28 protein-coding genes are annotated in these 25,759 nt (G+C 65.7%); 23 read left to right on the forward strand and 5 right to left on the reverse strand.

What is annotated here, in order from left to right:
• Positions 1 to 6: 6 nt before the first annotated feature.
• The 4 genes from IPM20_00780 (at position 7) to IPM20_00795 (ending at position 4,391) form a co-directional block, all read left to right on the forward strand.
• On the forward strand, positions 7 to 225 hold the full coding sequence (locus IPM20_00780) for a DUF4266 domain-containing protein (protein MBK9130166.1): 219 nt from the start codon (positions 7 to 9) through the stop codon (positions 223 to 225).
• Positions 225 to 1,544 (forward strand): DUF3570 domain-containing protein, encoded by a 1,320-nt coding sequence (locus IPM20_00785; GenBank protein ID MBK9130167.1) that lies wholly within the window; start codon positions 225 to 227, stop codon positions 1,542 to 1,544. Before IPM20_00780 ends, IPM20_00785 begins: the two co-directional genes overlap by 1 nt.
• A gap of 11 nt (positions 1,545 to 1,555) precedes the next feature.
• Entirely contained in the window at positions 1,556 to 2,449 is an 894-nt protein-coding gene (locus IPM20_00790) for an FAD:protein FMN transferase (GenBank protein ID MBK9130168.1), read from the forward strand.
• 370 nt (positions 2,450 to 2,819) lie between these two features.
• The gene (locus tag IPM20_00795) at positions 2,820 to 4,391 is read left to right on the forward strand and encodes a phosphoethanolamine--lipid A transferase (GenBank protein ID MBK9130169.1); all 1,572 of its coding nucleotides are present in this window, start codon (positions 2,820 to 2,822) and stop codon (positions 4,389 to 4,391) included.
• 187 nt (positions 4,392 to 4,578) lie between these two features.
• Here IPM20_00795 and IPM20_00800 read toward each other — a convergent pair whose 3' ends face one another.
• Positions 4,579 to 6,276: a hypothetical protein gene (locus IPM20_00800; protein MBK9130170.1), complete on the reverse strand. Its 1,698-nt coding sequence runs from the start codon at positions 6,274 to 6,276 to the stop codon at positions 4,579 to 4,581.
• Positions 6,277 to 6,556: 280 nt separating this feature from the next.
• Here IPM20_00800 and IPM20_00805 point away from each other — a divergent pair, with 280 nt between their 5' ends.
• Positions 6,557 to 6,841, forward strand: a complete 285-nt coding sequence (locus IPM20_00805; protein MBK9130171.1) for an MTH1187 family thiamine-binding protein — start codon at positions 6,557 to 6,559, stop codon at positions 6,839 to 6,841.
• Positions 6,842 to 6,953: 112 nt separating this feature from the next.
• Entirely contained in the window at positions 6,954 to 7,652 is a 699-nt protein-coding gene (locus tag IPM20_00810) for a transposase (GenBank protein MBK9130172.1), read from the forward strand.
• A 183-nt stretch (positions 7,653 to 7,835) separates the two neighbouring features.
• Here the strand turns inward: IPM20_00810 and IPM20_00815 are convergent, their stop codons facing one another.
• Entirely contained in the window at positions 7,836 to 8,597 is a 762-nt protein-coding gene (locus tag IPM20_00815) for an rRNA pseudouridine synthase (GenBank protein MBK9130173.1), read from the reverse strand.
• Positions 8,598 to 8,771: 174 nt separating this feature from the next.
• Here IPM20_00815 and IPM20_00820 point away from each other — a divergent pair, with 174 nt between their 5' ends.
• From IPM20_00820 to IPM20_00830, 3 genes are all read left to right on the forward strand, one after another.
• Positions 8,772 to 9,590, forward strand: a complete 819-nt coding sequence (locus IPM20_00820) for an SAM-dependent methyltransferase (protein ID MBK9130174.1) — start codon at positions 8,772 to 8,774, stop codon at positions 9,588 to 9,590.
• 198 nt (positions 9,591 to 9,788) lie between these two features.
• Entirely contained in the window at positions 9,789 to 10,571 is a 783-nt protein-coding gene (locus tag IPM20_00825) for a hypothetical protein (protein ID MBK9130175.1), read from the forward strand.
• A gap of 104 nt (positions 10,572 to 10,675) precedes the next feature.
• Positions 10,676 to 12,667, forward strand: a complete 1,992-nt coding sequence (locus tag IPM20_00830) for a DEAD/DEAH box helicase (GenBank protein MBK9130176.1) — start codon at positions 10,676 to 10,678, stop codon at positions 12,665 to 12,667.
• Between the two features lie 9 nt (positions 12,668 to 12,676).
• On the opposite strand, the gene IPM20_00835 is transcribed toward IPM20_00830, so the two are convergent.
• Both IPM20_00835 and IPM20_00840 read right to left on the reverse strand, forming a co-directional pair.
• Positions 12,677 to 13,429: a class I SAM-dependent methyltransferase gene (locus IPM20_00835; protein MBK9130177.1), complete on the reverse strand. Its 753-nt coding sequence runs from the start codon at positions 13,427 to 13,429 to the stop codon at positions 12,677 to 12,679.
• A gap of 121 nt (positions 13,430 to 13,550) precedes the next feature.
• Positions 13,551 to 14,585 carry a fructose-bisphosphate aldolase class I gene (locus tag IPM20_00840; protein MBK9130178.1) on the reverse strand — a complete coding sequence of 345 codons (1,035 nt, stop codon included), beginning with the start codon at positions 14,583 to 14,585 and terminating at the stop codon, positions 13,551 to 13,553.
• A 167-nt stretch (positions 14,586 to 14,752) separates the two neighbouring features.
• On the opposite strand from IPM20_00840, the gene IPM20_00845 reads away from it, so the two are divergent.
• From IPM20_00845 to IPM20_00870, 6 genes are all read left to right on the forward strand, one after another.
• A complete protein-coding gene (locus tag IPM20_00845; GenBank protein ID MBK9130179.1) occupies positions 14,753 to 15,163 on the forward strand; it encodes a hypothetical protein in 411 nt (136 codons plus the stop codon).
• Between the two features lie 49 nt (positions 15,164 to 15,212).
• Positions 15,213 to 15,788, forward strand: coding sequence for a DUF4126 domain-containing protein (locus IPM20_00850; protein MBK9130180.1), 576 nt, complete (start codon positions 15,213 to 15,215; stop codon positions 15,786 to 15,788).
• 56 nt (positions 15,789 to 15,844) lie between these two features.
• Complete coding sequence (locus tag IPM20_00855; protein MBK9130181.1) at positions 15,845 to 16,453, forward strand: LemA family protein; 609 nt, start codon at positions 15,845 to 15,847, stop codon at positions 16,451 to 16,453.
• Positions 16,454 to 16,468: 15 nt separating this feature from the next.
• A complete protein-coding gene (locus IPM20_00860; protein MBK9130182.1) occupies positions 16,469 to 17,332 on the forward strand; it encodes a TPM domain-containing protein in 864 nt (287 codons plus the stop codon).
• A gap of 1 nt (position 17,333) precedes the next feature.
• Positions 17,334 to 17,948, forward strand: a complete 615-nt coding sequence (locus IPM20_00865; GenBank protein ID MBK9130183.1) for a TPM domain-containing protein — start codon at positions 17,334 to 17,336, stop codon at positions 17,946 to 17,948.
• An 88-nt stretch (positions 17,949 to 18,036) separates the two neighbouring features.
• The gene (locus IPM20_00870) at positions 18,037 to 18,696 is read left to right on the forward strand and encodes a hypothetical protein (protein ID MBK9130184.1); all 660 of its coding nucleotides are present in this window, start codon (positions 18,037 to 18,039) and stop codon (positions 18,694 to 18,696) included.
• A gap of 247 nt (positions 18,697 to 18,943) precedes the next feature.
• On the opposite strand, the gene IPM20_00875 is transcribed toward IPM20_00870, so the two are convergent.
• A complete protein-coding gene (locus tag IPM20_00875; protein ID MBK9130185.1) occupies positions 18,944 to 19,429 on the reverse strand; it encodes a YchJ family protein in 486 nt (161 codons plus the stop codon).
• 186 nt (positions 19,430 to 19,615) lie between these two features.
• On the opposite strand from IPM20_00875, the gene IPM20_00880 reads away from it, so the two are divergent.
• From IPM20_00880 to IPM20_00915, 8 genes are all read left to right on the forward strand, one after another.
• Positions 19,616 to 19,996 carry a DUF3301 domain-containing protein gene (locus tag IPM20_00880; GenBank protein MBK9130186.1) on the forward strand — a complete coding sequence of 127 codons (381 nt, stop codon included), beginning with the start codon at positions 19,616 to 19,618 and terminating at the stop codon, positions 19,994 to 19,996.
• A 314-nt stretch (positions 19,997 to 20,310) separates the two neighbouring features.
• Positions 20,311 to 20,634, forward strand: a complete 324-nt coding sequence (locus tag IPM20_00885) for a DUF4156 domain-containing protein (GenBank protein ID MBK9130187.1) — start codon at positions 20,311 to 20,313, stop codon at positions 20,632 to 20,634.
• A 262-nt stretch (positions 20,635 to 20,896) separates the two neighbouring features.
• Positions 20,897 to 21,976 (forward strand): spermidine/putrescine ABC transporter ATP-binding protein PotA, encoded by a 1,080-nt coding sequence (potA, locus tag IPM20_00890; GenBank protein MBK9130188.1) that lies wholly within the window; start codon positions 20,897 to 20,899, stop codon positions 21,974 to 21,976.
• The gene (gene potB / locus IPM20_00895; GenBank protein MBK9130189.1) at positions 21,966 to 22,832 is read left to right on the forward strand and encodes a spermidine/putrescine ABC transporter permease PotB; all 867 of its coding nucleotides are present in this window, start codon (positions 21,966 to 21,968) and stop codon (positions 22,830 to 22,832) included. Before potA ends, potB begins: the two co-directional genes overlap by 11 nt.
• Entirely contained in the window at positions 22,816 to 23,595 is a 780-nt protein-coding gene (potC, locus tag IPM20_00900) for a spermidine/putrescine ABC transporter permease PotC (protein ID MBK9130190.1), read from the forward strand. Before potB ends, potC begins: the two co-directional genes overlap by 17 nt.
• Entirely contained in the window at positions 23,592 to 24,635 is a 1,044-nt protein-coding gene (locus tag IPM20_00905; GenBank protein MBK9130191.1) for an extracellular solute-binding protein, read from the forward strand. Before potC ends, IPM20_00905 begins: the two co-directional genes overlap by 4 nt.
• A 268-nt stretch (positions 24,636 to 24,903) precedes the next feature.
• Entirely contained in the window at positions 24,904 to 25,218 is a 315-nt protein-coding gene (locus tag IPM20_00910) for a c-type cytochrome (GenBank protein ID MBK9130192.1), read from the forward strand.
• 17 nt (positions 25,219 to 25,235) lie between these two features.
• Complete coding sequence (locus IPM20_00915; GenBank protein MBK9130193.1) at positions 25,236 to 25,727, forward strand: LEA type 2 family protein; 492 nt, start codon at positions 25,236 to 25,238, stop codon at positions 25,725 to 25,727.
• Positions 25,728 to 25,759 lie beyond the last annotated feature (32 nt).

Below are 25,759 nucleotides of genomic sequence, written 5' to 3' on the forward strand. Positions count from 1 at the left end.
GCCGCGATGAAGGCGGCGCCGGCGATCGCACTGATCCTGGGCCTGACAGTCCTCTGCGCCGGCTGTTCCACGGTCAAGCCCTGGGAGCGCGGCCAGCTCGCCGAACGCAAGATGCAATTGACGCCGAACCCGGTCCAGAGCGCGCTGGAAGAGCACATCTACTTCAGCAAGGAGGCCGCCTTCGGCGGTCAGGGCGTCGGCGGCGGCGGCTGCGGGTGCAACTGATGTCCGGTCGCCACGAAAACATCCGTGGTGCCCTGACCCTCGCGACGTGCGGATTGCTCGCCTCCGCGTCGGGCCAGGCGGACGCGGCTTCCGCCGAGGTCTGGGATCTCGACAGCGCGGTGCTGTTCTACTCCGAGAAGGACCGCGTCGACGTCGTCGAGCCGACCTTTTCGGCGAAGAAGGATCTCGGCGACGATGCCAGCGTCACTGTGCACGGCACCGTCGATGTCATGACCGGGGCCTCGCCCAACGGCGCCACCACGACCAATACCGCGCAGACCTTCACCGGCGCGTCCGGCAGCAAGACGTATACGGTGGCGCCCAATACCTTTCCGACCGTGGACTTCTCGGATGCCCGTGTTGCGCTCGGCGTCGACTGGGAGACGCCGGACAGCCGCACCGAACGGCATATCACCGGGCTCACCGGCTCGGTGGAATCCGACTACCTGTCCCTGGGCGGCAGCTACACGCGGCAGTGGGATACCGCGGACCGGCTCCGGACCTGGAGCGCCGGTCTCGGCGCCGGTCTCGACATGGTCTCGCCGACCGGCGGGACGCCGACGGCGCTCCAGCGGCTCAGTACGGTGTCCAACAATTCGGGCGAAGGTGGCGGCGAGGATGACGAAGGCGAGGGTGAGGGCGGCGAAGGCGGCGGGGGAGATCTTCTGAACGGCGAGACCAAGCTGATCCTCGACGCGATGGTCGGCGTGACCCAGGTGCTGAGTCCGCGTTCCCTGTTGCAGCTGAACTATACGCTCAGCTATCGTGACGGGTATCTGAATGATCCGTACAAGGTCGTCAGCCTGATCGACGCCGGCGGCGCGACCACCGATTACATCTACGAGAGTCGTCCCGGCAACCGCCTGGCGAACGTCCTTTACCTGAAGTGGGTCTATCACCTGCCCGAAGACGTCTTCCGCGTCTCTTACCGCTATTTCACCGATGACTGGGGCGTGCGTTCGACCACCGTCGACATGACTTACCGGCTGGAGCTCGGGCGCGGCTATTTCGCGGCGCCGTACGGACGCCGTTACAGTCAGACCGCGGCCGACTTTTATCGTCACAGCCTGCCGGAATCCGCGGGGATCCCGTCCGAGGTCAGCGCCGACTATCGCCTGGCCGAGATGGACAGCACGACGGTGGGGCTGAAGTTCGGGCGCGCGGACGGTGAGGACAGCGAGTGGAGCCTGCTGCTGGAGCGCATGGTGCAGACCGGCAACAGCCATCCCGCCGACGCGATCGGCATTCAGAACAACTTCGACCTGTATCCGGATCTCGAGGCGGTTATCATACAGCTGAACTACTTCGCCCGTTTCTGAGTGGGGATCTCATGCGCGATGCGCCGCGGCTGACGCGCGAGGACGGTTACTGGCGCGGCCGTTTCGCGGCCATGGCCAGTGACTGTGAGCTGCTGGTCGAGACCGATAGTCAGGCGGCGGCTGAAGAGTTGCTGCGCGCGGTTGCCGATGAGGCCTGGCGCATCGAGGCCAAGTTCAGCCGCTATCGTGACGACAATCTGCTTTCCCGGATCAATTGCGCCGCGGGCGCGGCTGTCGAGGTCGATGCCGAAACGGCCGATCTGCTCGAGTACGCGGCCGTGTGTCACCGGCTCAGTGACGGCCGTTTCGATATTACTTCGGGGGTGCTGCGCCGCGCCTGGCGCTTCGACGGCAGCGACCGTCTGCCGGCGCCGGAACGCGTCGCCGAGGTGCTGCGGCACGTCGGCTGGGACAAGGTCGACTGGCGGCGGCCGTTGCTGCGGCTGCCGGCGGGGATGGAGATCGATTTCGGCGGCATCGGCAAGGAATACGCGGTGGACCGGGCGGCGGGCGTCGCGCGCGCGCAGGGCGCGCGCGGGTTCATCATCAATTTCGGCGGCGACCTGTTCGTGGACGGACCGCGCCGCGACGGCACCTTGTGGAACGTCGGCATCGAGGACCCGCGCGCGGCGGGCCCTTCCGTGCTGGCGCAACTGAAGGTCCGCCAGGGCGGCATCGCCACCAGCGGGGACGCGCGGCGCTTCCTGCAACGGGACGGTCGCCGCTATGGCCATATCCTCGATCCGCGCACGGGCTGGCCGGTGGAGGGCGCGCCGGGCGCCGTCACCGTCGCCGGCCCCACCTGCATGGAGGCCGGCATGCTCGCGACCTTCGCCATCCTGCACGGCCCCGACGCCCGCGCCTTCCTCACCGCCCAGGGCATACCCTTCCTGATCGCCCCCTGATTGGGGACAGATTTATTCAGTGGCCGCCAATCCCCTGACGTTGGGGACAGATTTATTTAATTCCGATGGCCCATGTAGCCGGACCGATGGAAATACCGGTCCTTCGCAGCCGGTCAGGGGCGAAAAAAATAAATCTGTCCCCAAATAGGCACCGCCTTCTTTGTGGCGGAAGGCGTGACGTCTCCTTCCCGGTCTGGACGAGTTGTGCTACAACAGGGCCTCATTTCATCCCTCCGGCTCGGGTCCTGGAATGGCGGGGCAGTGCTCCCGGGCAATGGCCCTGTGCCGGTCCGCTGTGCGGCGGTCGATCCCGCATTCACCGAATTTCCGACCTTCAGCCGGGGGCGAGGCCGTAGTGAGACATGCGCCGATGATGAGCACCAACCGGTTGATCCTCGCGACCGCCCTGCTGCTGTCCGTGTTTTTCAATCTGTCCTTCTTCCGCCACGCCGCGGAATTTTACCCGCCGCAGGGAAACCCGGCGTTTATCGCCAGCCTGTTTATCCTGCTCACGGCCTGGAACACGGTGTTGCTCGGGCTGGTCGCGTGGCGGCCCATCGTCAAGCCCATGCTGGTCATCGTGCTGCTGGCGTCGGCGCTGACGGCGTACTTCATGGATGCCTACGATGTCGTGATCAGCGACGAGATGATTCAGAATCTCGTGGAGACCGACGTCGACGAGTCAATGGACCTGTTCAGCGTCAGGCTGCTGATATATCTCGTGCTGCTGGGAATAGTCCCGTCGTTGCTGGTCTATCGGGTGAAGATCGACGCGCGCCCATTCCGCGCGGAATTGCTGTCACGGCTGAAGCTCATCTCCGTTGCGGTGCTCACCATCGTGGCCATGGTGCTCGCCTTCGGCAAGACCTATAGCAGCTTGATCCGCGAACACAAGACGGTGCGCTTTTACGCCAACCCGGCCTATTACCTCTATTCCGCTGGGAAATATCTCGCCGCCGCCATGCGCGGCCCGGAGGGCCCCGTCGTTCCGGTAGGCACGGACGCCGAGATCCCGGCCACCGACCAGGATCGTGAGCTGGTCGTACTGGTAGTCGGAGAATCCGCGCGCGCCGATCATTTTTCGCTCAACGGTTATGCCCGCGACACCAATCCGCTGCTGGCGCGGGAGGATGTCATCTACTTCAGCCAGGTACACTCCTGTGGCACTTCAACGGCGGTGTCGGTGCCCTGCATGTTTTCGCTCAGCGGCTATGCCGGGTCCGAGGCGGAGCACGCGCACCACGAAAACCTGCTCGATGTGCTGACGCATGCCGGCGTGAATGTGCTGTGGCGCGACAACAACTCGGATTCGAAGGGCGTGGCCCTGCGCGTACCGTACGAGAATTTCAAGACCGGCGAGAACAATCCGGTCTGCGACGTCGAATGCCGCGACGTGGGCATGCTGGCGGGATTGCAGGAGTATATCGATGGTATTCCGCAGGGCGATATCGTCATCGTGTTGCATCAGATGGGCAATCATGGGCCGGCGTATTACAAACGCTACCCCAGGGAATTCGAGCGTTTTACGCCCGTGTGCGCCACCAACGAGCTCGATCAGTGCAGCGGGGAAGAGATCGGAAACGCCTATGACAACGCGATCCTGTACACGGATTACTTCCTGTCCCGGGTGATCGGGCTGCTCAAGCAGAACACCGACCGCTTCGAGACCGCTATGATGTACGTGAGCGATCACGGCGAGTCACTGGGCGAGAAGGGTCTGTACCTGCACGGCATCCCGATGGTCATGGCGCCCGAGGCGCAGACGCATGTGCCGATGATCCTGTGGTTCGGCGATAGCTACCACGTCGACCGCGCGGCCCTGCGCGCGCACGCCGCACACGAATACACCCATGACAACCTGTTTCACACCATGCTGGGGCTGGTCGAGATCGAGTCGCAGGTCTACCGCAGGGACCTGGATCTGGTGAACCACGAGGATTAACAGCCTCCGGTCGCACGAAACAGCGTCAATCCACCGGCGTCGGGGACAGATTTATTTATTTTATTTATTTCTGATACTGCTCATGCCTGGAGGCTGGCTCTGAAGCCAGGTTGCGCCGAAGATCTGACAAGAAAAATAAATCTGTCCCCGGGCAGGGGCGCGTCATGGGCCGCGCGGGAGGCTCGATCTACACGTTTTGTCGTGCGCCGCGTCGCCGGGTGAGACCGGCAAAGAGGGCGAGGATTATCAGTCCCAACGCATGGATGGCGCCACCACCGCCGCCGCCGAGGCCGGCCCCGAATTCGATCGCACCGATCTCGAGCCCGCCGTTGCGGATGCGCGGGAAGCCCGTGCCGCGCTGGTCGGTGGCGGGCAGGGAAAGTCCGATGAAGCTTGCCGACAGATCGCCTGCTGCGATCAGCGGGCTGTCGACCCGCAGGTCATGCGTTGGCATCGGGAATGCCCCGTTGCGTCCGACATGCTGGCCGCCGTTGTCGGTGAGGGATTCGAGCAGCGGGTTGGTATTGAACAGGCTGGTGCCGGCTGACAGCTCGGTGATCGTGGCCCCGTCGGTGTCGCCGGCGGCCGCGCCGATCAGGCTGTAGCTAACGCGGATCGCGCCGGCGACCTCGGCGCCGGAACCGGCGGAGTTGCCGGCGATGACCGTGTTGACCGCGGTGATGACGGCCTCGTCCGCATCGTTGACGATGCCGCCGCCGCTCGGCGCGCTGTTGCCGGTGATCGTGACGTTAAGCATATTGAGATCGGTCGCGCCCGGGCCGGTGGGTTCGATGTACAGCGCGCCGCCTTCCACGGTGGCCGTGTTGGCGGAGAAGGTGCTGTTGACGATATCGACTGTCCCGATGATGAAGTGAAACAGTGCGCCGCCCGTTGCAGCCTGATTGGCGGAAAACGTCGTGTTGTCGATTTCTATGCTGCGGACGATCAGGTACAGGCCGCCCCCGCTGGTGGCGGTATTTCCGGACACGACGCTGTTCGACAGCGAGGCTCCGGCGCCGGAGTTTGAATCCAGATAGATCGCGCCGCCGAATCCGCCGCTGACGCTGTTCCCGGCGAAATAGCTGCCGTCGAAAGTGACCGCATCGTTGCTGTAGATCGCGCCGCCCCCCTGGGTGCTGGTATTGCCGATAAAGCTGCTGCTGACGACCTCCATGGCGGCACTGGCGGTCGCGTCGACGCGCTCCGCCGCAATCGCGCCGCCGACTTTGGTGGCGACGGTGTCTCCGGAATCCCCGCGCGTGGCGTTGTCCTCGAACAGGCAGTTGTCGACGCTCAGGTTCGCGGTTTCGGTGCCGGTGGCGCGCACCAGCACGCCGGCGCCACGGTAGGTCGTGGCGAAATTGCGGATCTCGCAGTTTTCCAGCACGACATCGGTGCCTTCGGCGGCGACGGCGCCGCCGCTGCTGGCGAGGATCTCGTTGCCATTGCCGACCAGGATGGCATTCCTGATCGTCATGCTTCCCTGAGTATCCGCCCGGATCAGGCGTCGGGTCGAGCTTGCGCCTTGCTGCAGAGTCAGGTCGCTGATCTCCAGGTCCAGGTCGCTCCGCGAACCGGAGTCGAGCAGCAGGGCGTCGAAGCCGGTCGTGACCCGGCTGTTCAGGGTCAGGCTGGTGATCCCGGGGCCGTCTATGATGAGGTCATCGGTGATATTGATCGGCGTATCGATGTTGATCGTACCGGTCACGTTGAAGGTGATCGTGTCGGGACCGGGGTTCGCGTTCGCCTCGGCGACCCGGGCGCGGAACGAACCGGGATCGCCGTCAGTGGTATTCGTGACGGCATAGGTGGCCGCGCCGGCGAGCGGCGCGGTAAGCGCGCAACAGGCCGCGATCAGTACGAGCGGGAACTTGAGCATGTGCATGGCTGACCCTTTGTTTTTTGCCACATGATACCCGTAAACCCTTTGGTACCAACACCGTAACTGGTAACAACAGCCCTGCCAACGTAGCTCCCCGGGAGGAAATCCGGGACAGATTTATTTATGATAAACGTCAATTCGCTGACGTCGGGGACAGATTTATTTATTTCTGATGCTATGCATGCTCGCAGATCGGCCATACAGCCTACCTGAGCTGCGGATTCGACATGAAATAAATAAATCTGTCCCCATTTATTGAACCGTATCGTATAGGCGGGGGGCCATGAGAGCTGCGGCAGAATTGCAGGTTGTCCCGGTCGGGCGGGGAGTCTCGGTGCGCGCTGAAATCACTCGCGTGATGGCCGTGCTGAAGACCTATGACTTCGTGCTCGAGCCGCACGCGTCCGGCACGAACATCGAGGGCGAATTGACGGATATCCTTGCGGCAGTCGCCGCCATACATCAGACGCTGCACCACGAGGGTTGCGTGCGTCTGCTCAGTTATCTCAAGATCGAGACCCGCACCGACAAGGTCCCGACCCTCGCCGGGAAGCGGCTACTGCTATAAACGGGCTTCAATAAATAAATCTGTCCCCAGATCGGGGACAGATTTATTTTTTACGGGGGATCGGGTACGCTCGGGTTGTCTCACGTCGCCACGGATGGCAAGGAGATACGCTATGCCACGGACAGGCAGGGTCCTGTTACCGCATTATCCCCATCATATTGTCCAGCGTGGGCATAATCGCCGGATCGTTTTCACCGCGCGGCGCGACTATGAGCGCTACCTTGAGACGCTGGCGGAGTTCAAGCGCGCCTTCGGCGTCAAGGTGTATGCCTGGTGCCTGATGACCAACCATGTTCATCTGCTGCTGGGTCCGGGCGAGGATGCGATGGCTATCGGCCGCTTGATGAAACGGCTCGCCGGCCGCCAGACGCGCCATTTCAATCATATCTATCAGCGCACGGGTACATTATGGGAAAGCCGCTATAAATCGAGTCCGGTCGACCGGGATGAATATCTGCTCGCCTGCGTGCGCTACATCGAGCTGAATCCGGTGCGCGCGTGCATCGTAGCGTCACCGGAGGATTATCCCTGGTCGAGTTGCCGCCATCGATTGGGCGTGGAAGCGTGTCCCTGGCTGGACGACGACCCCTGTTATCTCGCGCTGGGCGCCTCGATCCGGCAGCGTCAGGTCAATTACTGGCAGTTTCTGCGCGCCGCCATTCCGCATGATGAGTGGGGCATCATTCGCACCGCGGTACGGCGCAATCAGTTGACCGGTGCGGAGGCGTTCGTCGCCAGGGCGGAAGAGATACTCGGGCGGCGTATCGGGGCGCGCTCCCCAGGCCGGCCGCCACGATCTGAAGTGGAATAACTGCCTCGGATCCATTGTGCGTCAGGTACCTGACGTTGGGGACAGATTTATTTTTGCGTCTGGTCGTACAGGGGTTTGATCTCGAATTATTCTCCCCATCCCATCGGCGCAACCAGGGGGAAAAAATAAATCTGTCCCCAACGTCATTGGATTGGCGGTTGGGATGATGCTTCTGTCCTCGAATCAGTCGGCGCTATCGCGGAGTGCGGAGAGTTCGGTCGGGGTGAGCGGGCGGGACGCGCCCTTGGCGAGGTCGCCGAGTTCGATCGGGCCGATGCGGACGCGCACCAGGCGTAGCACCTGCGCGTCGATGGCCTCGATCATGCGCCGGATCTGGCGGTTCAGTCCCTCGTGCAGGGTGACTTCCAGCCAGCAGGTCTTGCCGCCGCTGCGCAGGATTTCCACCTGCGCCGGTCGGGTGACGAGGCCGGGTTCGATCTCGATACCCGTGCGCAGGCGTGCGAGTTCGGGCGCCGCGGGAACGCGATCGAGCTGTACGTGATAGGTCTTGGGGAGATGACGCGCCGGATCGAGGATCACGTGTGCCCAGCGGGTGTCGTTGGTGAACAGCAGCAGACCTTCGCTGGCCTTATCGAGACGGCCGACCGGCGAGAGCCGGCGATCGTCGTCGCTCAGGCATTGATAGACCGTGGGCCGGTCACGCTCGTCACGCGCGGTGGTGATCAGGCCGCGCGGTTTGTTCAGCGCGAGATAACGTCGTGGCTGCGCGGACAGTCGCCGGCCATCGAGCGCCAGGGTGTCGCGTCCCATGTCGACGCGTTGTTTCGGGTCAGGCGCGGGGCGTCCATTGACCGTGACGCGGCCCGCCTCGATCAGCACGGCCGCCTCCGTGCGCGAGGCGACGCCCAGCTTGGACAGGGCCCGTGCCAGGCTGACCCCGGAGGCGCTGCTACGAGATGGTTGTCGTGAAGTGGGTCGTGTCATGCGGCGGGCGCCGATCCGGACAATCCGGACAGGCTACGGGTATAGTAGTAGGAAAGTAATATTGGGGACAGATTTATTTTTCACCCGTTGGGACAGATTGAGATCTGTTACCGTCCCGGGACCGGAAAAATACATCTCTCCTGCGTTAACGGCTCTTCTTTTTTGCTCGCGACTATGACCGGACCATTACTCACACTGAAGGAACATACGCAGCTGACCAAGGCGGCGCGTGCCGGTGTATCCTCCGTCGAGTGTTCGCTCGACCTTGGCCGCACGATGGTCACTGTCCAGCTCGATCCAGAGGGCTGGCAGTGGGAAGGGCGGCGCTATCCTTACCTTGTGCGCTGCAAGGAACGTACGATCTATTTCTGGGATGGCGCCGGGTTCGCCCCCGTCGCCCGCTACACCGATGCCCTGATCAAACTGGTGCCGACGGAGTGGGGGCCGCCGACCTTCGAGATCGACGGCATCAAGATGCTGCCGACGGCGCAGCTCTCGCCCTACGAGGACGCCGAGCGAAAGGTGGCATGGATCGAGCCGCGTGGCAAGGTCGTCCTCGATACCTGCGGTGGGCTCGGTTATTTCGCCGCCTGCTGCGTGCGGGGTGGCGCCGAGCGGATTTATTCTTTCGAGAAAAATCCGGAGGTGCTCTGGTTGCGCAGCCTCAATCCCTGGTCGCCCGTGGCGGAGGGTGCCTTGACGCTTGAATACGGCGATATCACCGAGCGGATCATGGGCCTGGCCAGCGCCTCTTTCGACGCGATACTGCACGACCCGCCGCGCGTCGGCATCGCCGGCGAACTCTACTCGCAGGCGTTCTATGATCAGTTGGCGCGGGTGATCAGGCGCAACGGTCGGCTGTTCCACTACACCGGCTCGCCGAACAGGCTGACCTCCGGACGAGATGTGCCGCAGGAGGTCGCGAAGCGCCTGCGAAAGGCCGGTTTCAATGCAGAGCCCCACGGCGACGGCGTGCGCGCGATCAAGACCTAAACATTGGAATTAACCAGAAAGTGATATTGGGGACAGATTTATTATTTCGATTCCAGCCACGGGGCAGGACTTCAAATTTTATCCTCCTGATACAGCATCTCCAGATCGGAAATACATAAATCTGTCCCCAAATTGGACTCGAATTGGACTGGAATCGTGGAAAATAAATCTGTCCCCGGCGTCATGGGATTGGCGGTTATGGAAAATAGATCTGTCCCGGATTTTACGCGGGTGGTGGTGGGGTGGCGGGCCGGGGAGGTCGAGGCGGCGGTGTTTGCCGGGCTGTATTTTCTGTCCTGGCAGATCGCGCGGCACGGGGCGGGGTTCGCGGCGCGGCGCTCGCGCGCGGATGCGCGGCCGGACCGGGACGCCTGTCTCGCGTTGCTGGCGCAACCGGCGGACGCGGCGCTCAAGACCAATTTGATCCCGCTGTTCGAGCGCTATCAGTTCCGCGGCGTGATCGGCAATGTGCCGCTGACACTGGCGCAGTGGCTGCGCGGCGCCTGGCCGCTCGTCCTGCGCGAGGACATCCCCTCGCCGCGCGAGGTGCTGCGCCTGCAGGTGGCCGGCCGGCGCCCGGTCACGGTCATCACCGACGCGTCGCGCGTCCACCTGCCGGTGATGCACAAGGCCGATGCCTTCGCCTTTTTCATCCATGACCTCGAGCATGCCTGGAAGTTCTATGCCGCGCCGGAGCTGCACGCCGGCCAGCGCGCGTTCTTCGCGCGACTGCAGGACGCGCTGGAGCGCGGCGTGTTCGCGCCCTGCCTTGCGGAGCGGGAGTTCGCCGACCGCTTCCACTACCTGATGAGCGACATGAACACGCACCCCGAACACAGCCGGCAGTATCTGCGCGCGATCCTGGTCGAGCACCATCTGCGGCGCGAGGGCAAGACGCCGCGGCAGGCGCTGAGTCCGGCGGGGGAGCAGTCGATCGGCGCGGTGATGCGCGCACTGGTACGAGAAGGCGCGCCGGCCTAGGCCGGGCACCCGGTGCGGCCCGCGCCGCGCCGATCTGGTACAATGCCGCGCACCCATCCCCCGCGCGCGCCCGGCCCGCGGGCGGTCCGCTGACAGGAACCCCCATGACAGACCAAGCCCCCATCCGCTTTTCCGACCTGGCGCTCGCCGCCCCGATCCTCAAGGCCGTCGCCGAGGTCGGCTACGAGACACCGTCGCCGATCCAGGCGCAGACCATCCCGCCGCTGCTGGCGGGGCGTGACCTGCTCGGCGTTGCCCAGACCGGCACCGGCAAGACCGCCGCCTTCGCGCTGCCGCTGCTGAGCCGGCTCGATCTGACGCAGCGCCGGCCGCAGCTGCTGGTGCTGGCGCCGACGCGCGAACTGGCGATCCAGGTGGCGGAGGCGATGCAGACCTACGCGCGCCACCTGCCGGGTTTCCACGTGCTGCCGGTCTACGGCGGTCAGGGCATGGGGGCGCAGCTGCGCCAGCTCGACCGCGGCGTGCACGTCGTGGTCGGCACGCCCGGGCGCGTGCAGGATCACCTGCGTCGCGGCACGCTCGCGCTCAACCAGCTCAAGGCGGTGGTGCTGGACGAGGCTGACGAGATGCTGCGCATGGGCTTCATCGACGACGTCGAGGACATCCTGCGCCATGCGCCGGAGGGCCGCCAGGTCGCGCTGTTCTCCGCTACCATGCCGGAGCCGATCCGGCGTGTCGCGCAGACCCACCTGAAGGACCCCGTCGAGGTGCGCATCAAGGCGAAGACCACGACGGTGACGACGATCCGCCAGCGCTACTGGCAGGTCAGCGGCACGCACAAGCTCGACGCGCTGACGCGCATCCTCGAGGTGGAGGATTTCAATGCGCTGCTGATCTTCGTGCGCACCAAGGTCGCAACCGAGGAGCTGGCGGAGAAGCTGGAGGCGCGCGGCTATGCCTGCGCCGCGCTCAACGGCGACATGAACCAGGCGTTGCGCGAGAAGACGATCGAGCGCCTGAAGGGCGGCGCGCTCGACATCGTAGTGGCGACCGACGTCGCCGCGCGCGGCCTGGACGTCGAGCGCATCAGCCACGTCGTCAATTACGACATCCCCTACGACACCGAGGCCTACGTGCATCGCATCGGCCGCACCGGGCGCGCCGGACGCAAGGGCGAGGCGATCCTGTTCGTCGCCCCGCGCGAGCGGCGCATGCTGGCGGCGATCGAACGCGCCACCGGGCAGAAAATCGCGCCGATGCAGCTGCCGACGCGCGCCGACATCACCGGTCGCCGCATCGAGCAGTTCAAGCAGTCGATCACCGATACGCTCGAGGGGGAGGAACTGGGCTTCTTCGAGGAACTGATCGAGGCCTACCAGGGCGAGCGCAATATCGGGCTGGCCGAGATCGCCGCCGCGCTGGCCTTCCTGGCGCAGCGTGAACGCCCCTTGCTGGAAGACCTGCCGGAAGAGGCGCCGGCGAAACACGCGCCACCACCGCGCGCGCAGCCCGTCGAGCCGCGGCCGGGCAAGCCGCGTCCGGACCGCAAACCGGATGCACGCAAGCCCGAACGCGCCGCGCCGGAGCGGACGCGCGAACCGCGTCGCGAGCGGCCCGACAGCGAGCGGCCGCGTCCCATGCCCGTGTCGGCGGCGAAGCCCGAGCCGCGCAAGCGTGAGACCAAGCCCGTCGATCGGGAGCGCGCGCGCCTGTCCGACCCGACGCAGCGCGTCACGCGTCCCGACCGGGAGGCGACCCGCGCCGAGGCAGGCACGGTGCGCTACCGTCTCGAGGTCGGCCGCGCGCACGGCGCGGAGGCCAAGCACATCGTCGGCGCCATCGCCAACGAGGCCGGGCTCGACAGCAAGTATATCGGTCGCCTGACGATCAACGAGGATTACAGCACGGTGGACCTGCCCGAAGGCATGCCGAAGGACATCTACCAGCACCTGCGCAAGGTGCGTGTGCGCGGGCGTCCGTTGCAGCTCAGCCCGCTCGGCGCGGAGGCGCCGGCCGCGGCGCCGGAGGAGACGCCGCGCGACAAACTGCGCCTGAAGTCACCGGCGCCGCGCGCCGCGAAACCCCGCGGCAAGCTGAAAACGCACAAACCCTTCAAACCGAAACGCGCGAAGTAGCGCGCCGGTTCAGCCGGTCTTGAGGAAGTGGCCGGCCCAGGGCGGCACGGTGCGCCACATCACGTGCAGGGCCGGGGAAAATCCGCCCATGTGGAAGCCGTAGCGGCCGGCGAGGATGGCCAGGCTCTGTTTGGAAAACAGGCTGATGTGGCCGTTGCGCGGCGAGGCGTACCACCAGGTGATGCGCTGGTGCGGCGCGATGAAGCCGTCGGACAGCAGCGTGCTGAGGATCAACACGCCGTCCTCGGCCAGCAGGCTCGAGATATCCGCCATCAGGCGGTTCACGTCCGCGACGTGTTCGAAGATCTCGTAGGCGGTGATCAGATCGAAGCGGCCCGGGTTATCCAGTGCGCTGTCGGGATCGGCATAGGGATCATAGGCCGTGGAGTCCCAGCCGGCCTCCCGCAGCATCCGGCTCAGCACACCGCTGCCGCTGCCGTAATCCAGATGGCGGATGGAGGCGGCGACCGTCCCGAAGGTCTGGATCAGGCCCGCGGCGGCGGTGGCCGGGCGCTTTTCGACGTAGTCCGGATCCACCTCGATGTAGCGCTCGTTGTAGATCCGCTCGCGGTAATCCTCCGGGCGCCAGTCCCGGAACTGCGGTGCGTGGCAGTAGCCGCAGCTCTCGCACCGATAGTAGTAGACCGGGACCCCACAGAGCGGGAGGTGTATCCCCCACGACTCGGCGCAGGATTTGTTGAAGTCGACGACGTCGAGCGGCGCACTGGACGCGCCGCAGACCGGGCAGGGTACGGAGGTCATGGGGGTGGCTTGCCTTGTGATGTTGAGAGATGCGGGGACAGATTTGAATCTGTCCCCGTTCTGCCATGTTCGATTAACAAATCTGTCCCCGTCTTGAGCGAATCTGTCCCCGTACTATCTGTCAGGCCGCCAATTCCCGCTCCAGCGCCGGGGTGTAGCGGCCGCGGCTGGCGGTGCTGTTGCAGCGGGCGCGATGCAGGAAGATCCGGCGCGCGGCCTCGACGTTGGCGGGTTTGCCGGACCATTTCACCAACGCCGGGTGCTGCAGCGCGCGCGCATAGGAAAAGGTCAGACGCCAGGGCAGGCGCAGTTCGTGGCCGAGCACGTTCATCGCGTTCAGGTTCTGCGTCGACTGCTCGTCACCCTGTCCGCCGGACAGGAAGGCGATACCGGGCACCGCCGCGGGCACCGTGGCGCGCAGGCAACGCAAGGTCCACTCGGCGACCTGTTCCGGGCTGGATTGCCGCGCGCATTTCTTCCCGGCAATGACCATGCTGGGCTTGAGTACCATGCCCTCGAACAGGATGCCCTGGCGGTAGAGCTGTTCGAACACGGCGCGCTGAGTCTCCAGCGTGACCTCGAAGCTGCGTTCGATCGTATGGTCGCCGTCGATCAGCACCTCCGGCTCGACGATCGGCACCAGCGCGGCCTCCTGGCACAGTGCGGCGTAACGCGCGAGCGCGTGCGCGTTGGCCTCGATGCAGGCACGGCTCGGGATACCGGCACCGAGGGTGATGACCGCGCGCCATTTGCAGAAGCGCGCGCCCAGGTCGCGGTATTCGGCCAGGCGTCCGCGCAGGCCGTCGAGACCCTCGGTGACCTTTTCATTCGGATGACCGGCGAGGTCCATGGCGCCGGTATCCACCTTGATACCGGGGAGGATGCCCTGCCGCTCCGCCAGCTTGGGGAAGGGCGTGCCATCGTGCGTCTTCTGGCGCAGGGTCTCGTCGTACAGGATCGCGCCGCTGATGTAGTCGCCGAGACCCGGCGCGCCCAGCAGCAGTTCGCGATAGGTGATGCGGTTCGCCTCGGTGTTGTCGACGCCGACCGCCTGCAGGCGCTTGCCGCAGGTCGGCGTGCTCTCGTCCATCGCCAGCAGGCCCTTGCCATCGGCCACCATGGCCCGCGCGGTGGTTTCCAGCTCTTGCTTGTTCATAACGTCACCTCCATGATTGGATGTATCGTTGTCCCGGAGCCGGTGGGATCAGATCCTCGCGTCTATTATTGGCGATCTGCCGGGAGCAGGCCACCGGTTTCCCGCCGGTACCGGATGAAAGACGGAAAAGCGTGTTTACCCATGAGCTTAACGTATAGGATGGCGCCATGAACGGTCCCGAACAGAACCTGCCCGCGGAGGCGCGCACGACGGAAGGGTGGATCGCCCTGACCTATGTCATCTATGGCCTGCACGCCTTCAGCGCCTTCAGCGGACTGCTGAGTCCGGCCTTTATCGTTACTGCATTTCTGACCGGCTGGCCGTCGATCATCGCCGTGGTCATCAACTACCTCAAGCGCGGCGAGGTGCGCGGCACCTATCTCGAGTCGCACTTCCGCTGGCAGATACGCACCTTCTGGTTTGCCGCCGCGTGGGTGCTGCTCGCCGTGCTGCTGGCGCTCACCTTCATCGGGATCCCGCTGGCGATCGCGATCGCCTGGGTCGCGGGCCTGTGGGTGTTGTATCGCATCGTGCGCGGCTGGCTGCGCCTGATGGACCGCCAGCCGATGCCGGTGTGAACCCGCGCCTGATGACCGTCTACCCGGTGGGGCCGGCGTGAACGCCGAACTGCTCCCGCATGCCGCCATCGCGGCGGCGGTCGCCTGGGGCGCGGGATTGCGCCTGTATCTGGTGCTGTTCGCGCTCGGGCTGCTCCATCGCCTGGGGATACTGCAGTTGCCGGCCGCGCTCGAGATTCTCCAGCATCCGCTGGTGATGGGCTGCGCCGGCCTGTTCGCGCTGGCGGAATTCTTCGGCGACAAGCTGCCCTGGCTCGACAGCCTGTCCGACTCGGTGCACACCTTCATCCGCATCCCGGCCGGCGCCGCGCTCGCCGCCGCCTTCTTCGCCGACAGCGGCGCGGCGGCGCAGGCTATCGCGCTGCTGCTGGGCGGATCGATCGCGGCCGGCACGCATCTGGCAAAGACCGGCAGCCGGGCGCTCATCAATGCCTCCCCCGAGCCGGTGTCGAATGTGACCGCCTCGCTGGGCGAGGAGGCGCTGCTGGTGTCGGGGTGGTGGATGGCGCTGTTCCATCCCGTGGGCTTTCTGGTCCTGCTGGCCTTGTTCATGCTGGTCGTGGCATATTTTCTGCGCCGTCTGTGGCGCGCCGTGCGGCGGCGGCCGTCGCCGGAGCGGGCGTGAAACCGGGGACAGGTTTTTTTGATTCGATGCGAAGGACTATTCGACAGGGGGTGGCGATGAAGCAGGCGATCTATCGGTTGAAGGGGCTCGGCGCGGGGGTGATGCTCGCGGCGGTGCTGCTCGGTCTCGGCGGCTGCGGCATCAACAATATCCCGACCTATGACGAGCAGGTCAAGGCGACCTGGAGCGACGTGCTGAACCAGTACCAGCGGCGCGCCGACCTGGTGCCCAATCTGGTCAATACGGTGAAGGGTTTCGCGGCGCAGGAGGAGCGCGTGCTGACCGAGGTGGTGGAGGCGCGCGCGAAGGTGTCGCAGCTGCAACTGCCGCCGGACGTGCTGACCAACCCGGATGCCTTCCGGCAGTTCCAGGCCTCGCAGGACCAGCTGACCTCGGCCCTGTCGCGCCTGCTGGTCGTGGTCGAGCGTTATCCCGATCTGAAGTCGAACGAGAATTTTCTCACCCTGCAGTCGCAGCTCGAGGGCACTGAGAACCGCATCGCGGTGGCACGGCGCGATTACATCGCGGCAGTGCAGCGCTACAACACCGAGATCCGCACCTTCCCGGGCCGCATCTGGAAGGCGGTGCTGTACGGGGACGCCGAGGTGAAGGAGAACTTCACCGCCGCGCCCGGCGTCGAGCAGGCGCCCGAGGTCAAGTTCTAGCCGGCCCCGTTCGCGATGCGCGCGTGGGCGACATGGGCGATGGCCGCGGTCGCGCTGCTGGGCGCGGCCGTCTGCGCCGCCGCGCCGGCCTTCCCCGCGCTCAGCGGCCGCGTGGTGGACCAGGCGGACATCCTGCCTGCCGCCGCGCGCGCCGAGCTGGACGAGATGCTGGCCGCGCATGAACGCGCCGGCAGCAACCAGGTCGTCGTGGTCACGGTCGATTCGCTGCAGGGCTACGCCATCGAGGACTTCGGTTACCAGCTCGGCCGTTACTGGGGCATCGGCCAGGCGGCGCGCAACAACGGCGTACTGCTGCTCGTCGCGCCGAAGGAGCGCGAGGTGCGCATCGAGGTCGGCTACGGCCTGGAGGGCACGCTCACCGACGCCCTCGCACACAATATCATCCGTGGCGTGATCCTGCCGCGCTTTCGCGCCGGCGACATGCCGGGCGGCATCGTGGCTGGTGCGCGCGCCGTGCTGCAGGTCATCGACGGCGCCTATCAGCCATTGCCCGAGAAACGTGGCGACGGCCAGGACCCCGCCGGCAGTTTCATGTCGCTGTTCATCTTCCTCACCATCGCCGGCGAGATGCTCGCGCGCCTGCTGCGCGCGCGGCGCGTGTCGGCCGGCCTGCTCGGCGGCGGGGCGGTGCTGATCGGCTGGCTGGTGCTGGGGTCGCTGTTGCTCGGTCTGGTCATGGGCGTGCTGGTCGCCGTGTTTCACCTGATGCTCGGCGCCGGCGGCGGGCCGGGCAGCGGCCTGCCGGGCATCGGGCGCGGCGGTTCGTATCCGGGCGGACGTCGCGGCGGCGGCTTCGGCGGCGGATTCCGCGGGGGCGGCGGCAGCTTTGGCGGCGGCGGGGCCTCGGGGCGGTGGTAACATGGTCTTCCTGAGCGAGCGCGACCGGCGGGAGATCGCGCAGGCGATCGCTGCCGCCGAGGCGCGTACCTCCGGCGAGCTGGTCGCCGTGGTGGCGCGCGCCGCCGATCATTATCTGTATATCCCGCTGCTGTGGGCGGCGCTGGTCGCGCTGACGCTCCCGGGTCCACTGTTGCTGTTCGGCGATCTGCGCGCGGACGCGGTCTACGCGGTCCAGGTCATCGTGTTCCTGGTGCTGGCCCTGGTGTTCAATCTGACGCCGTTGAAGATGCGCCTGATCCCGCGCGCGGTGCAACAGGCGCGCGCGCACCGGCTGGCGCTGGCGCAGTTCGTCGAGCAGAACCTGCACGCGACGGCCGGCCGGTCCGGCGTGCTGATCTTCGTCAGCGTCGCGGAGCGCCACGTCGAGATCCTCGCCGATCGCGGCATCGACGCGCGCGTGCCGGCGGGGACCTGGGAGCGCGTGGTGGCGGAGTTCACCGCGCGGCTGCGGACGGGCCAGGTGGGGGAGGGTTTCGTGCAGGCTGTGAACAGCTGCGGTGAGCTGCTGGCCGGGCACTTTCCCGCGGCGCCGGGTGATCGCAACGAACTGCCGGACCGGCTGATCGAACTCTGATGACCGGAGCCGCGATCGTGTCCCTCCCGCATCCCGTGGCGCCTGAGGGTGCGCAGTGGAGCCCGGGCATGCTCCGGGCGAGGCCGGCATGATTCCGTGGGAACGACTCGACAGCGCAGCGGTGCCTGACGGCGGCACGCTGCAGCTCTACCGGCGCGGTGACGAGTATTCGATCCGCATCGGCTACAACGAGCTGATGAACAGCCGTACCCATGGTTCGGAGGACCGGCTCGCCGAGGCCGCCTGCGCGCGGCTCGCCGGCAACGCGCGCGTGCTGATCGGCGGACTCGGCATGGGCTTCACGCTGGCGGCGGCCCTGCGCATGCTCGGCGCGGACGCCGCAGTGACGGTGGCCGAACTGGTGCCGGCGGTCGTGCGCTGGAATCGCGGGCCGCTCGGCGGCTGCGCCGGGTTCCCGCTGCACGATGCGCGCGTCGGCGTGCACGAGGGCGATGTCGGCGGCCTGCTGCGCGCGGCGGACGGCGCGTATGATGCGATCCTGCTCGACGTGGACAACGGCCCTGAAGGCCTGACCCAGAAGGCGAACGACTGGTTATACGGCGCCGCTGGTCTGAACGCCGCACAGTCCGCGCTGCGTCCCGGCGGGGTGCTCGCGGTATGGTCGGCGGCGCCGGACCGCAAGTTCCATGCGCGCCTTCGGAAAACGGGATTCGAGGTGGAGGAATTGCGCGTGCGCGCGCACGGCAAGCGCGGCGCGCGTCATGTCATCTGGCTGGCGCGGAAATGAACAGGCGCGGGGACAGGGTTGGTTTAGGTATGGGGACAGACTTAAGTCTGTCCCCAGGTTGATGCGTACGGGAATGACTCCGGTACGGGCTTATTTTTGGAAGAAGATTACGGCGGAGCCGGGGAAACATTAGGTGTGGTGACAGACTTAAGTCTGTCACCAGCTGGATGGGGATGGATTTGGATTAGGTGCGGGGACAGACATAGTCTGCCCCCGGCTTGATGGGGACGGATTTGAAATCCGTCCCCTACCCGCAGCACTTCTTGTATTTCTTGCCGCTGCCGCAGGGGCAGGGGTCGTTGCGGCCGACCCTGGGGCCTTCGTTGCGCACGGTGCCGGGGGTCACCATGTGGCCGTCGGTGTAATACCAGCGTCCCTTGTGACGGCGGAATTCGCCGACCTCGTGGTGGGCGTGGGTCACGCCCTTCTGGCGGTAGGTGGCGATGAACTCGACGGTCCCTTCCTCGTCTTCGGGACCGCCGCCCGTGCTGTCGACGATCTCCAGCCCGAGCCATTCCGCCTTGTCCGCCCAGCGCCGTGTGGCTTCCGGATCGTGGTCGGTGCGCGAATCGGGGTGCAGGCTGGTCTCGAGATGATCGAGTTCCTTGCGCGCGAACGCACTGTAGCGCGAGCGCATCAGCGCCTCGGCGGTGGCCGCGGGGTGCTCGCCGCGGATTACCGGGCCGCAGCAGGCCTCATAGTCCTGGCCTGAATTGCAGGGGCACGGATTCATGGTTCTCCTTGGGTCCGGTCGAAGGGGAGCGTGCATCATATAAGAATGGGGACGGATTTCAAATCCAGCCCTGTTCCTGCACGGGGACACATCCCCCCGGGGACAGATTTTAAATCTGGCCCCGTACCCGCCCCTGTCCCGCCCTTCCCCGATCGGCCGCGGCACGGCGTGTGCTAGGATGGCCGCATGCTGAGTTTCGCGGAAGGGTTTTTCCTGGCCCTGATCATCGGGGGCGGCTGGTACTGGTACGACGCGATGCGCGCGAAGGAGCTCGCGCGCGAGGCGGGCCGACGCCGCTGCGGCGAGGTCGGCGTGACCTTTCTCGATGACACGGTGTCGCTCACGCGCCTGCGCCTGCGCCGTGACGAGGACGGCCGGATGGCGATCTGGCGCGAGTTCCAGTTCGAGTTTTCCAGCGACGGCAGCGCGCGCTACGGCGGCGAGATCGTGCTGTTCGGCGGGCGCGTCCGGCATATCGAGATGGAGCCCTACCGCGCGACACCGCCGGAGCCGCGCATCGAGGCGGAGACCGCCCGCGAGCGCGCCGAGCGCAGATGGCTGCATTAAATCAACATGGGGACAGATTTGAAATCTGTCCCCATTCCCTGCATGTCCCCATGCCCTGCGACCCGCGCCTGCGAAGCCTGAGCAGGCGTACTCGCGCTGAGAATCGAAACGACCAGTATGATCAGTGACTTATTCATGAAACCCCTCGCTGTTTCGACGGCCGGCCGGCCGACAGGCCCGTGAAAGAATCGGCGGCGCGGCGTTCCGGGCGTCGTGGAAGCGGGCGGAATCCGCTATCCTGTTCGCGGCGTCGGGAGGCCCGGAACCGATGTCGCAGCAGCGGGTGAACACCGGAATTCAACGAGGAGCGGAACGTGAAGGTGAACAAGATCGCGATGGTGGCCGCTATCGCCATGACACTGCAGGCCTGCGCCTGGGTCGAGCTGACCCCGGCGGGAGAAAAGACGCGCGTGCTGAGCGCCGCGGAGGTGACGCACTGCAAGCGGCTCGGGACGACCACCGCGAGCGTGAAGGCCGAACTGGCGGGCATCGACCGCGCCCCGGAGCGTGTGCAGCAGGAACTCGAGGCGCTGGCGCGCAACTCGGCGGCGGCGGATCTGAAGGGCGATACCATCGTCCCGATCGGCAAGCCCAAGGACGGCAAACAGGTGTTCGAAGTATATCGCTGCGTGCCCTAGGTGACAGACTTTCAGTCTGTCACCATCGAGTGGGGCGGATTGAATCCGCCCCCGCCATGTCACCAGTCTGTCCCCATCGAGTGGGGCGCGTTTAGAAGGGGACGGATTTAAATCCGTCCCCTAATTGACCGGCGGCTCCGCCCTGCAATGGTGCGTGTCGCGGTCACGGTCGGACGCGGGGAAACATCTTTGGATTGGCTGTGGCAGCCGCTAGAATGTGGCCTCAAGGGTACGGGACGGCGGGTCGGTGGAGAACAATAATATACTGCTGCAACTCCGCGGTGTTTCCAAATCGTTCGGCGGCAGGCAGGTGCTGGCGCCGACTGACCTCGAGATCCACCACGGGGAATTCATCACGCTGCTCGGACCGTCGGGCTGCGGCAAGACCACCATCCTGCGCCTGATCGGCGGCTTCGAGCAGCCCGACGCGGGCGCGATCCTGCTCGACGGCGTCGACATCGTCGGCCTGCCTCCGAACGAGCGCCCGGTCAATACGGTGTTCCAGAGTTACGCGCTGTTCCCCCACATGAACGTGTTCGACAACGTGGCCTACGGCCTGCGCGCCGAGCGGCGCCCGCGCGAGGAGATCGCGGCGCGCGTGCACGAGGCGCTCGCCGTGGTGCAGCTGCAGGAGCTGGCCACGCGCCGGCCGGACCAGCTCTCCGGCGGTCAACAGCAGCGCGTGGCGATCGCGCGCGCGGTGGTGAAGCGGCCGCGTCTGCTGCTGCTCGACGAGCCGCTCAGCGCGCTCGATTTCAAGCTGCGCAAGCAGATGCAGTACGAGCTCAAGCGCATCCAGCGCGAGCTCGGCATCACCTTTCTGTTCGTGACCCACGACCAGGAGGAGGCGCTGTCGATGTCCGATCGCGTGGTGGTGATGCGCGAGGGATCGATCGAGCAGGTCGGCACGCCGCGCGACGTCTACGAGAATCCGCGCAGCCTGTTCGTGGCGCGCTTCGTCGGCGAGATCAACGTCTTCGACGCCGAGGTGGAGGCGGCGCGCGAGGCCGACCGGCTCAGCGTGCGCATGGCGGGGCGCACGGTCGAGCTGCAGGCGCGCGGCAGGCGCTGCGACCCCGGGACGCGGCTGCACGTCCTGCTGCGTCCGGAAGATCTGCGCCTGCTGCCGCCCGACGCCGGGCGCGGCATCCCGGGCCAGGTCATCGAACGCAACTACAAGGGCATGACGCTCGACTCCGTGGTGCGGCTCGATACCGGGCAGGAGGTGCGCGCGAGCGAATTCTTCGACGAAAACGATCCCGATTTCGACTACCGGCGCGGCGAGCCGGTGCGGGTGAGCTGGGTGCCGGGCTGGGAGAAGCTGTTGCCGCATGAAGACTAGGACGCCGTTCAAGACCGCCGTGCTGGCGGTGACCTGGGGCTGGATGATCGTCTTCGTCCTGCTGCCCAATCTGCTGGTGTTCGCCAGCAGCTTCCTGCAGCGGGACGAGTTGGAATTCGTGCGGCTGCCCGTCACGCTGGAGAATTACACCCGCCTGCTCGATCCGCTCTACGGCGATGTGATGCTGCACTCGCTGTGGATGGCGGCGGTGACCACGGTCGTATGTCTGCTGCTGGGTTATCCCTTCGCCTTCGCGGTGAGCCGCTTTCCGGCGCGCCTGAAGCCGCTGCTGATCTTCCTGGTGATCGTGCCGTTCTGGACCAACTCGCTGGTGCGCACCTACGCCATGAAGCTGCTGCTCTCGACCAACGGCCTCGTCAACGACCTGCTGCTCGCGCTCGGCCTGATCGACGCGCCGCTGCGCATGCTGTACACCGAGGGCGCGGTGATCGCCGGTCTGGTGTACATTCTGCTGCCGTTCATGATCCTGCCGCTCTACGCCGTGTTCGAGCAGCTGCGCCGCGACCTGCTCGAGGCCTCCTACGATCTCGGTGCGGGCCACTGGGGGACTTTCGTGCGCGTGGTGCTCCCGCTCACGCTGCCCGGCGTCATCGCCGGCTGTCTGCTGGTGCTGCTGCCGGCGATGGGCATGTTCTTCACCGCCGACGTGCTCGGCGGGGCCAAGAACCTGCTGGTGGGCAACATCATCAAGAACCAGTTTCTCGACGCGCGCGACTGGCCGTTCGGCGCCGCGGCGAGCCTGATGCTGACCATCGTGATGGCGCTGCTGCTATTGGCCTATTACCGCAGCGTGAAACTCATCCGGCGGCGGGGGAGCGATGTGGCGCCGGCTTAGGCACGCCTATCTGTGGGTGGTCTATCTGCTGCTCTATGCGCCGATCGCGGTGCTGGTCGCGTACTCGTTCAACGCCTCCAAGAACCCCTATCGCTGGGGCGGCTTCAGCCTCGACTGGTACGCCCGCCTGCTCGACAACGAGCTGCTCCTGCGCGCGGCCGCCAATTCGCTGCTGCTCGCGGTGTGCGCCGCGACGCTGACCACGCTGGTCGGAACCCTGACCGCGATCGCGCTGCAGCGCTACCGCTTCCGCGGCAAGGCACTGTTCAACGGCATGCTGTTCGTCGTCATGATGTCGCCGGACATCGTGCTGGCGATCTCCCTGCTGACCCTGTTCATCCTGGTCGGTCTCCAGCTCGGTTTCGTGTCGCTGCTGCTCGCGCACATCACCTTTTGTTTGCCTTTCGTGGTGGTGACCGTATATTCTCGTCTCGTCGGCTTCAATCCGCAGATCCTCGAGGCCGCGCGCGATCTCGGGGCCGGGGAGTTCCACATGATTCGGACCGTGCTGCTGCCCATCATCTTCCCCGCCGTGCTCGCGGGCTGGCTGCTCGGCTTCACGCTGTCGATCGACGACGTCGTGGTGAGCACCTTCGTCACCGGTCCGACCTTCGAGATCCTCCCGCTGCGCATCTATTCCATGGTCCGGCTCGGCATCCGGCCCGAGGTGAACGCCCTTGCCACGGTGCTGCTGGTGCTGTCGCTGGCCGCGCTCGCGCTTTCGCATTTTCTATTGGCCAAACGAGAAGGAAATCCCGCATGAAATTCCGCCGTCTCCTGCTGTGCGCCGCCCTGGCGCTGGTCTCCGCGTCCGCGCTCGCCGCGGACAAGGTACTGTACCTGTACAACTGGTCGGAATACCTGCCCGAGTCGGTGATCGAGGGGTTCGAGAAGGAGACCGGGATCAAGGTGGTGTATTCCACCTTCGACAGCAACGAGGCGATGTACGCCAAGCTGCGGCTGGTCGACGCCAAGAACAGCTACGACCTGGTGGTGCCCTCGACCTACTATGTGAGCAAGATGCGCAAGGAAGGTCTGCTGGCGCCGATCGACAAGGGCAAGCTCATCGGGTTCGACAAGATCGACCCCAAGCTGCTCAACCGCTTTTTCGATCCCGGCAATGAATACAGCGTCCCCTATCTGTGGGGCAGTACCGGCATCGCGATCAACACCGATAAGGTCAAGCCCGGTTCGGTCACCAAGTGGGCCGATCTGTGGCGGCCCGAGTTCAAGGACCGCCTGCTGTTGACCAACGACATGCGCGAGGTGTTCCATGTCGGCTTGCGCGTGCTGGGATATTCGGGCAATTCCACCGACCCGAAACAGATCGAGGCCGCCTACAAGAAGCTCACCACGCTGGTGCCGAACGTGCGCGTCTATGACTCCGAGGCGCCGCGCATGCCCTATCTGGAGGGCGAGACCGACGCCGGCATGATCTGGAACGGCGAGGCGTACCAGGCCCACGGCGAGAATCCCGCCATCGAATATATCTATCCGGAAGAGGGCGCCGCGCTGTGGATGGACAGCCTGGTTATCCCGAAGAACGCGCGCAACGTCGACAGCGCCTACCGCTTCATCAACTTCGTACTGCGCCCCGAGGTGGGCAAGGCGATCAGCGAGGAGATCGGTTACGCCACGCCGAACATGGGCAGCCTGGCGCTGCTCGACGAGACGCTGCGTAACGACCGCACGGTCTATCCCAACACGATGGATCTCAAGAACACCGAGTTCCAGGTCGATGTCGGCGACGCAGTGAAAGTCTACGAGAAATACTGGGAGCTGTTGAAGGCCGGGCGGGATTGACGTCCGCCACGGACGACGGGAAGGACGCGAGGCGAAACATCCTGAGGAGACTCCTATGAAGGCGATCATGCTCGTGCTGGCCCTGGCGCTGCTGGCGGCCGCCTGTGGCAGGGAGGAGGCGGGGCCGTCCACGCCGACGCCGGCGCCGAAGGACACGGCTGGCGGGCAGCAGCCGGCGCCGGAGCCGCCCGCTGCCGCGTCAGCATCTGGACCGGGCCCGGCGCCGGAGCCCGGGGTGGCGGAACCGGCGGCCCCCGCGCCTGAGGTGATGACCACGCAACGCCCCGCCACGACCGCGCCGGCCGGCGTGCCAAGCCGGGACGAGGGTCTGGCCCTGGCGCAGAAGGGCGGTTGTCTCGCCTGCCACAAGATCGATGCGAAGCTGGTCGGTCCCGCCTGGCAGGACGTCAGCGCCAAATACAAGGGCAATCCCGACGCCATGGCCAAGCTGGTGCAGAAGGTGAAGACGGGTGGCCAGGGCAACTGGACCGAGGTGACCGGCGGCATCCCGATGCCGCCCTATTCGCCACGGGTCTCCGACGAGGACATCGAACGCCTGGTGATGTTCGTGCTGTCGCTGTGACCCCGCGGACCGCGCGCATGGGCCCATGCCGACCGATAGGACGGATCATCGCGCTGTTCGCGCTGGCGTTCGGCCTGTTCGCCTGCGCCGCCCTGGCGCCGCGGCTGGAGTCGCCGCGTGTCAGCCTGGCGGACCTCCAGCTCGAGCAGTTCGGCGTGTTCGAGCAACGCTACCGCCTCAGCCTGCGCGTGCAGAATCCCAACGACGTCGAGCTGCCGATCGCGGGCATGGAATTCCGTCTGTACCTCAATGACGAGGAATTCGCCCACGGCCTCAGCGACCAGCGCGTGACCCTGCCCGCCTTCGGGGAAGCGCTGGTCGAAGTGCAGGTGACCAGCGGCATCACCGGCATCCTCGGACAGATCCAGCGACTGGGCAGCGGCGAGTTGAAGACCTTCAGCTACCGCCTCGCCGGTCATGTGAAACCCCTGCACCGGGCGCTCAAGTATCCGTTCGAGTATCGGGGAGAGATCGATCTCGGGGGATCGGGAGCCAGGACTCAGGACTGAGTCGACTTGTCCCCGGATTCCGCTGCGCTCCA

The organism is Gammaproteobacteria bacterium (assembly GCA_016716465.1).
GTDB lineage: Bacteria > Pseudomonadota > Gammaproteobacteria > SZUA-140 > SZUA-140 > JADJWH01.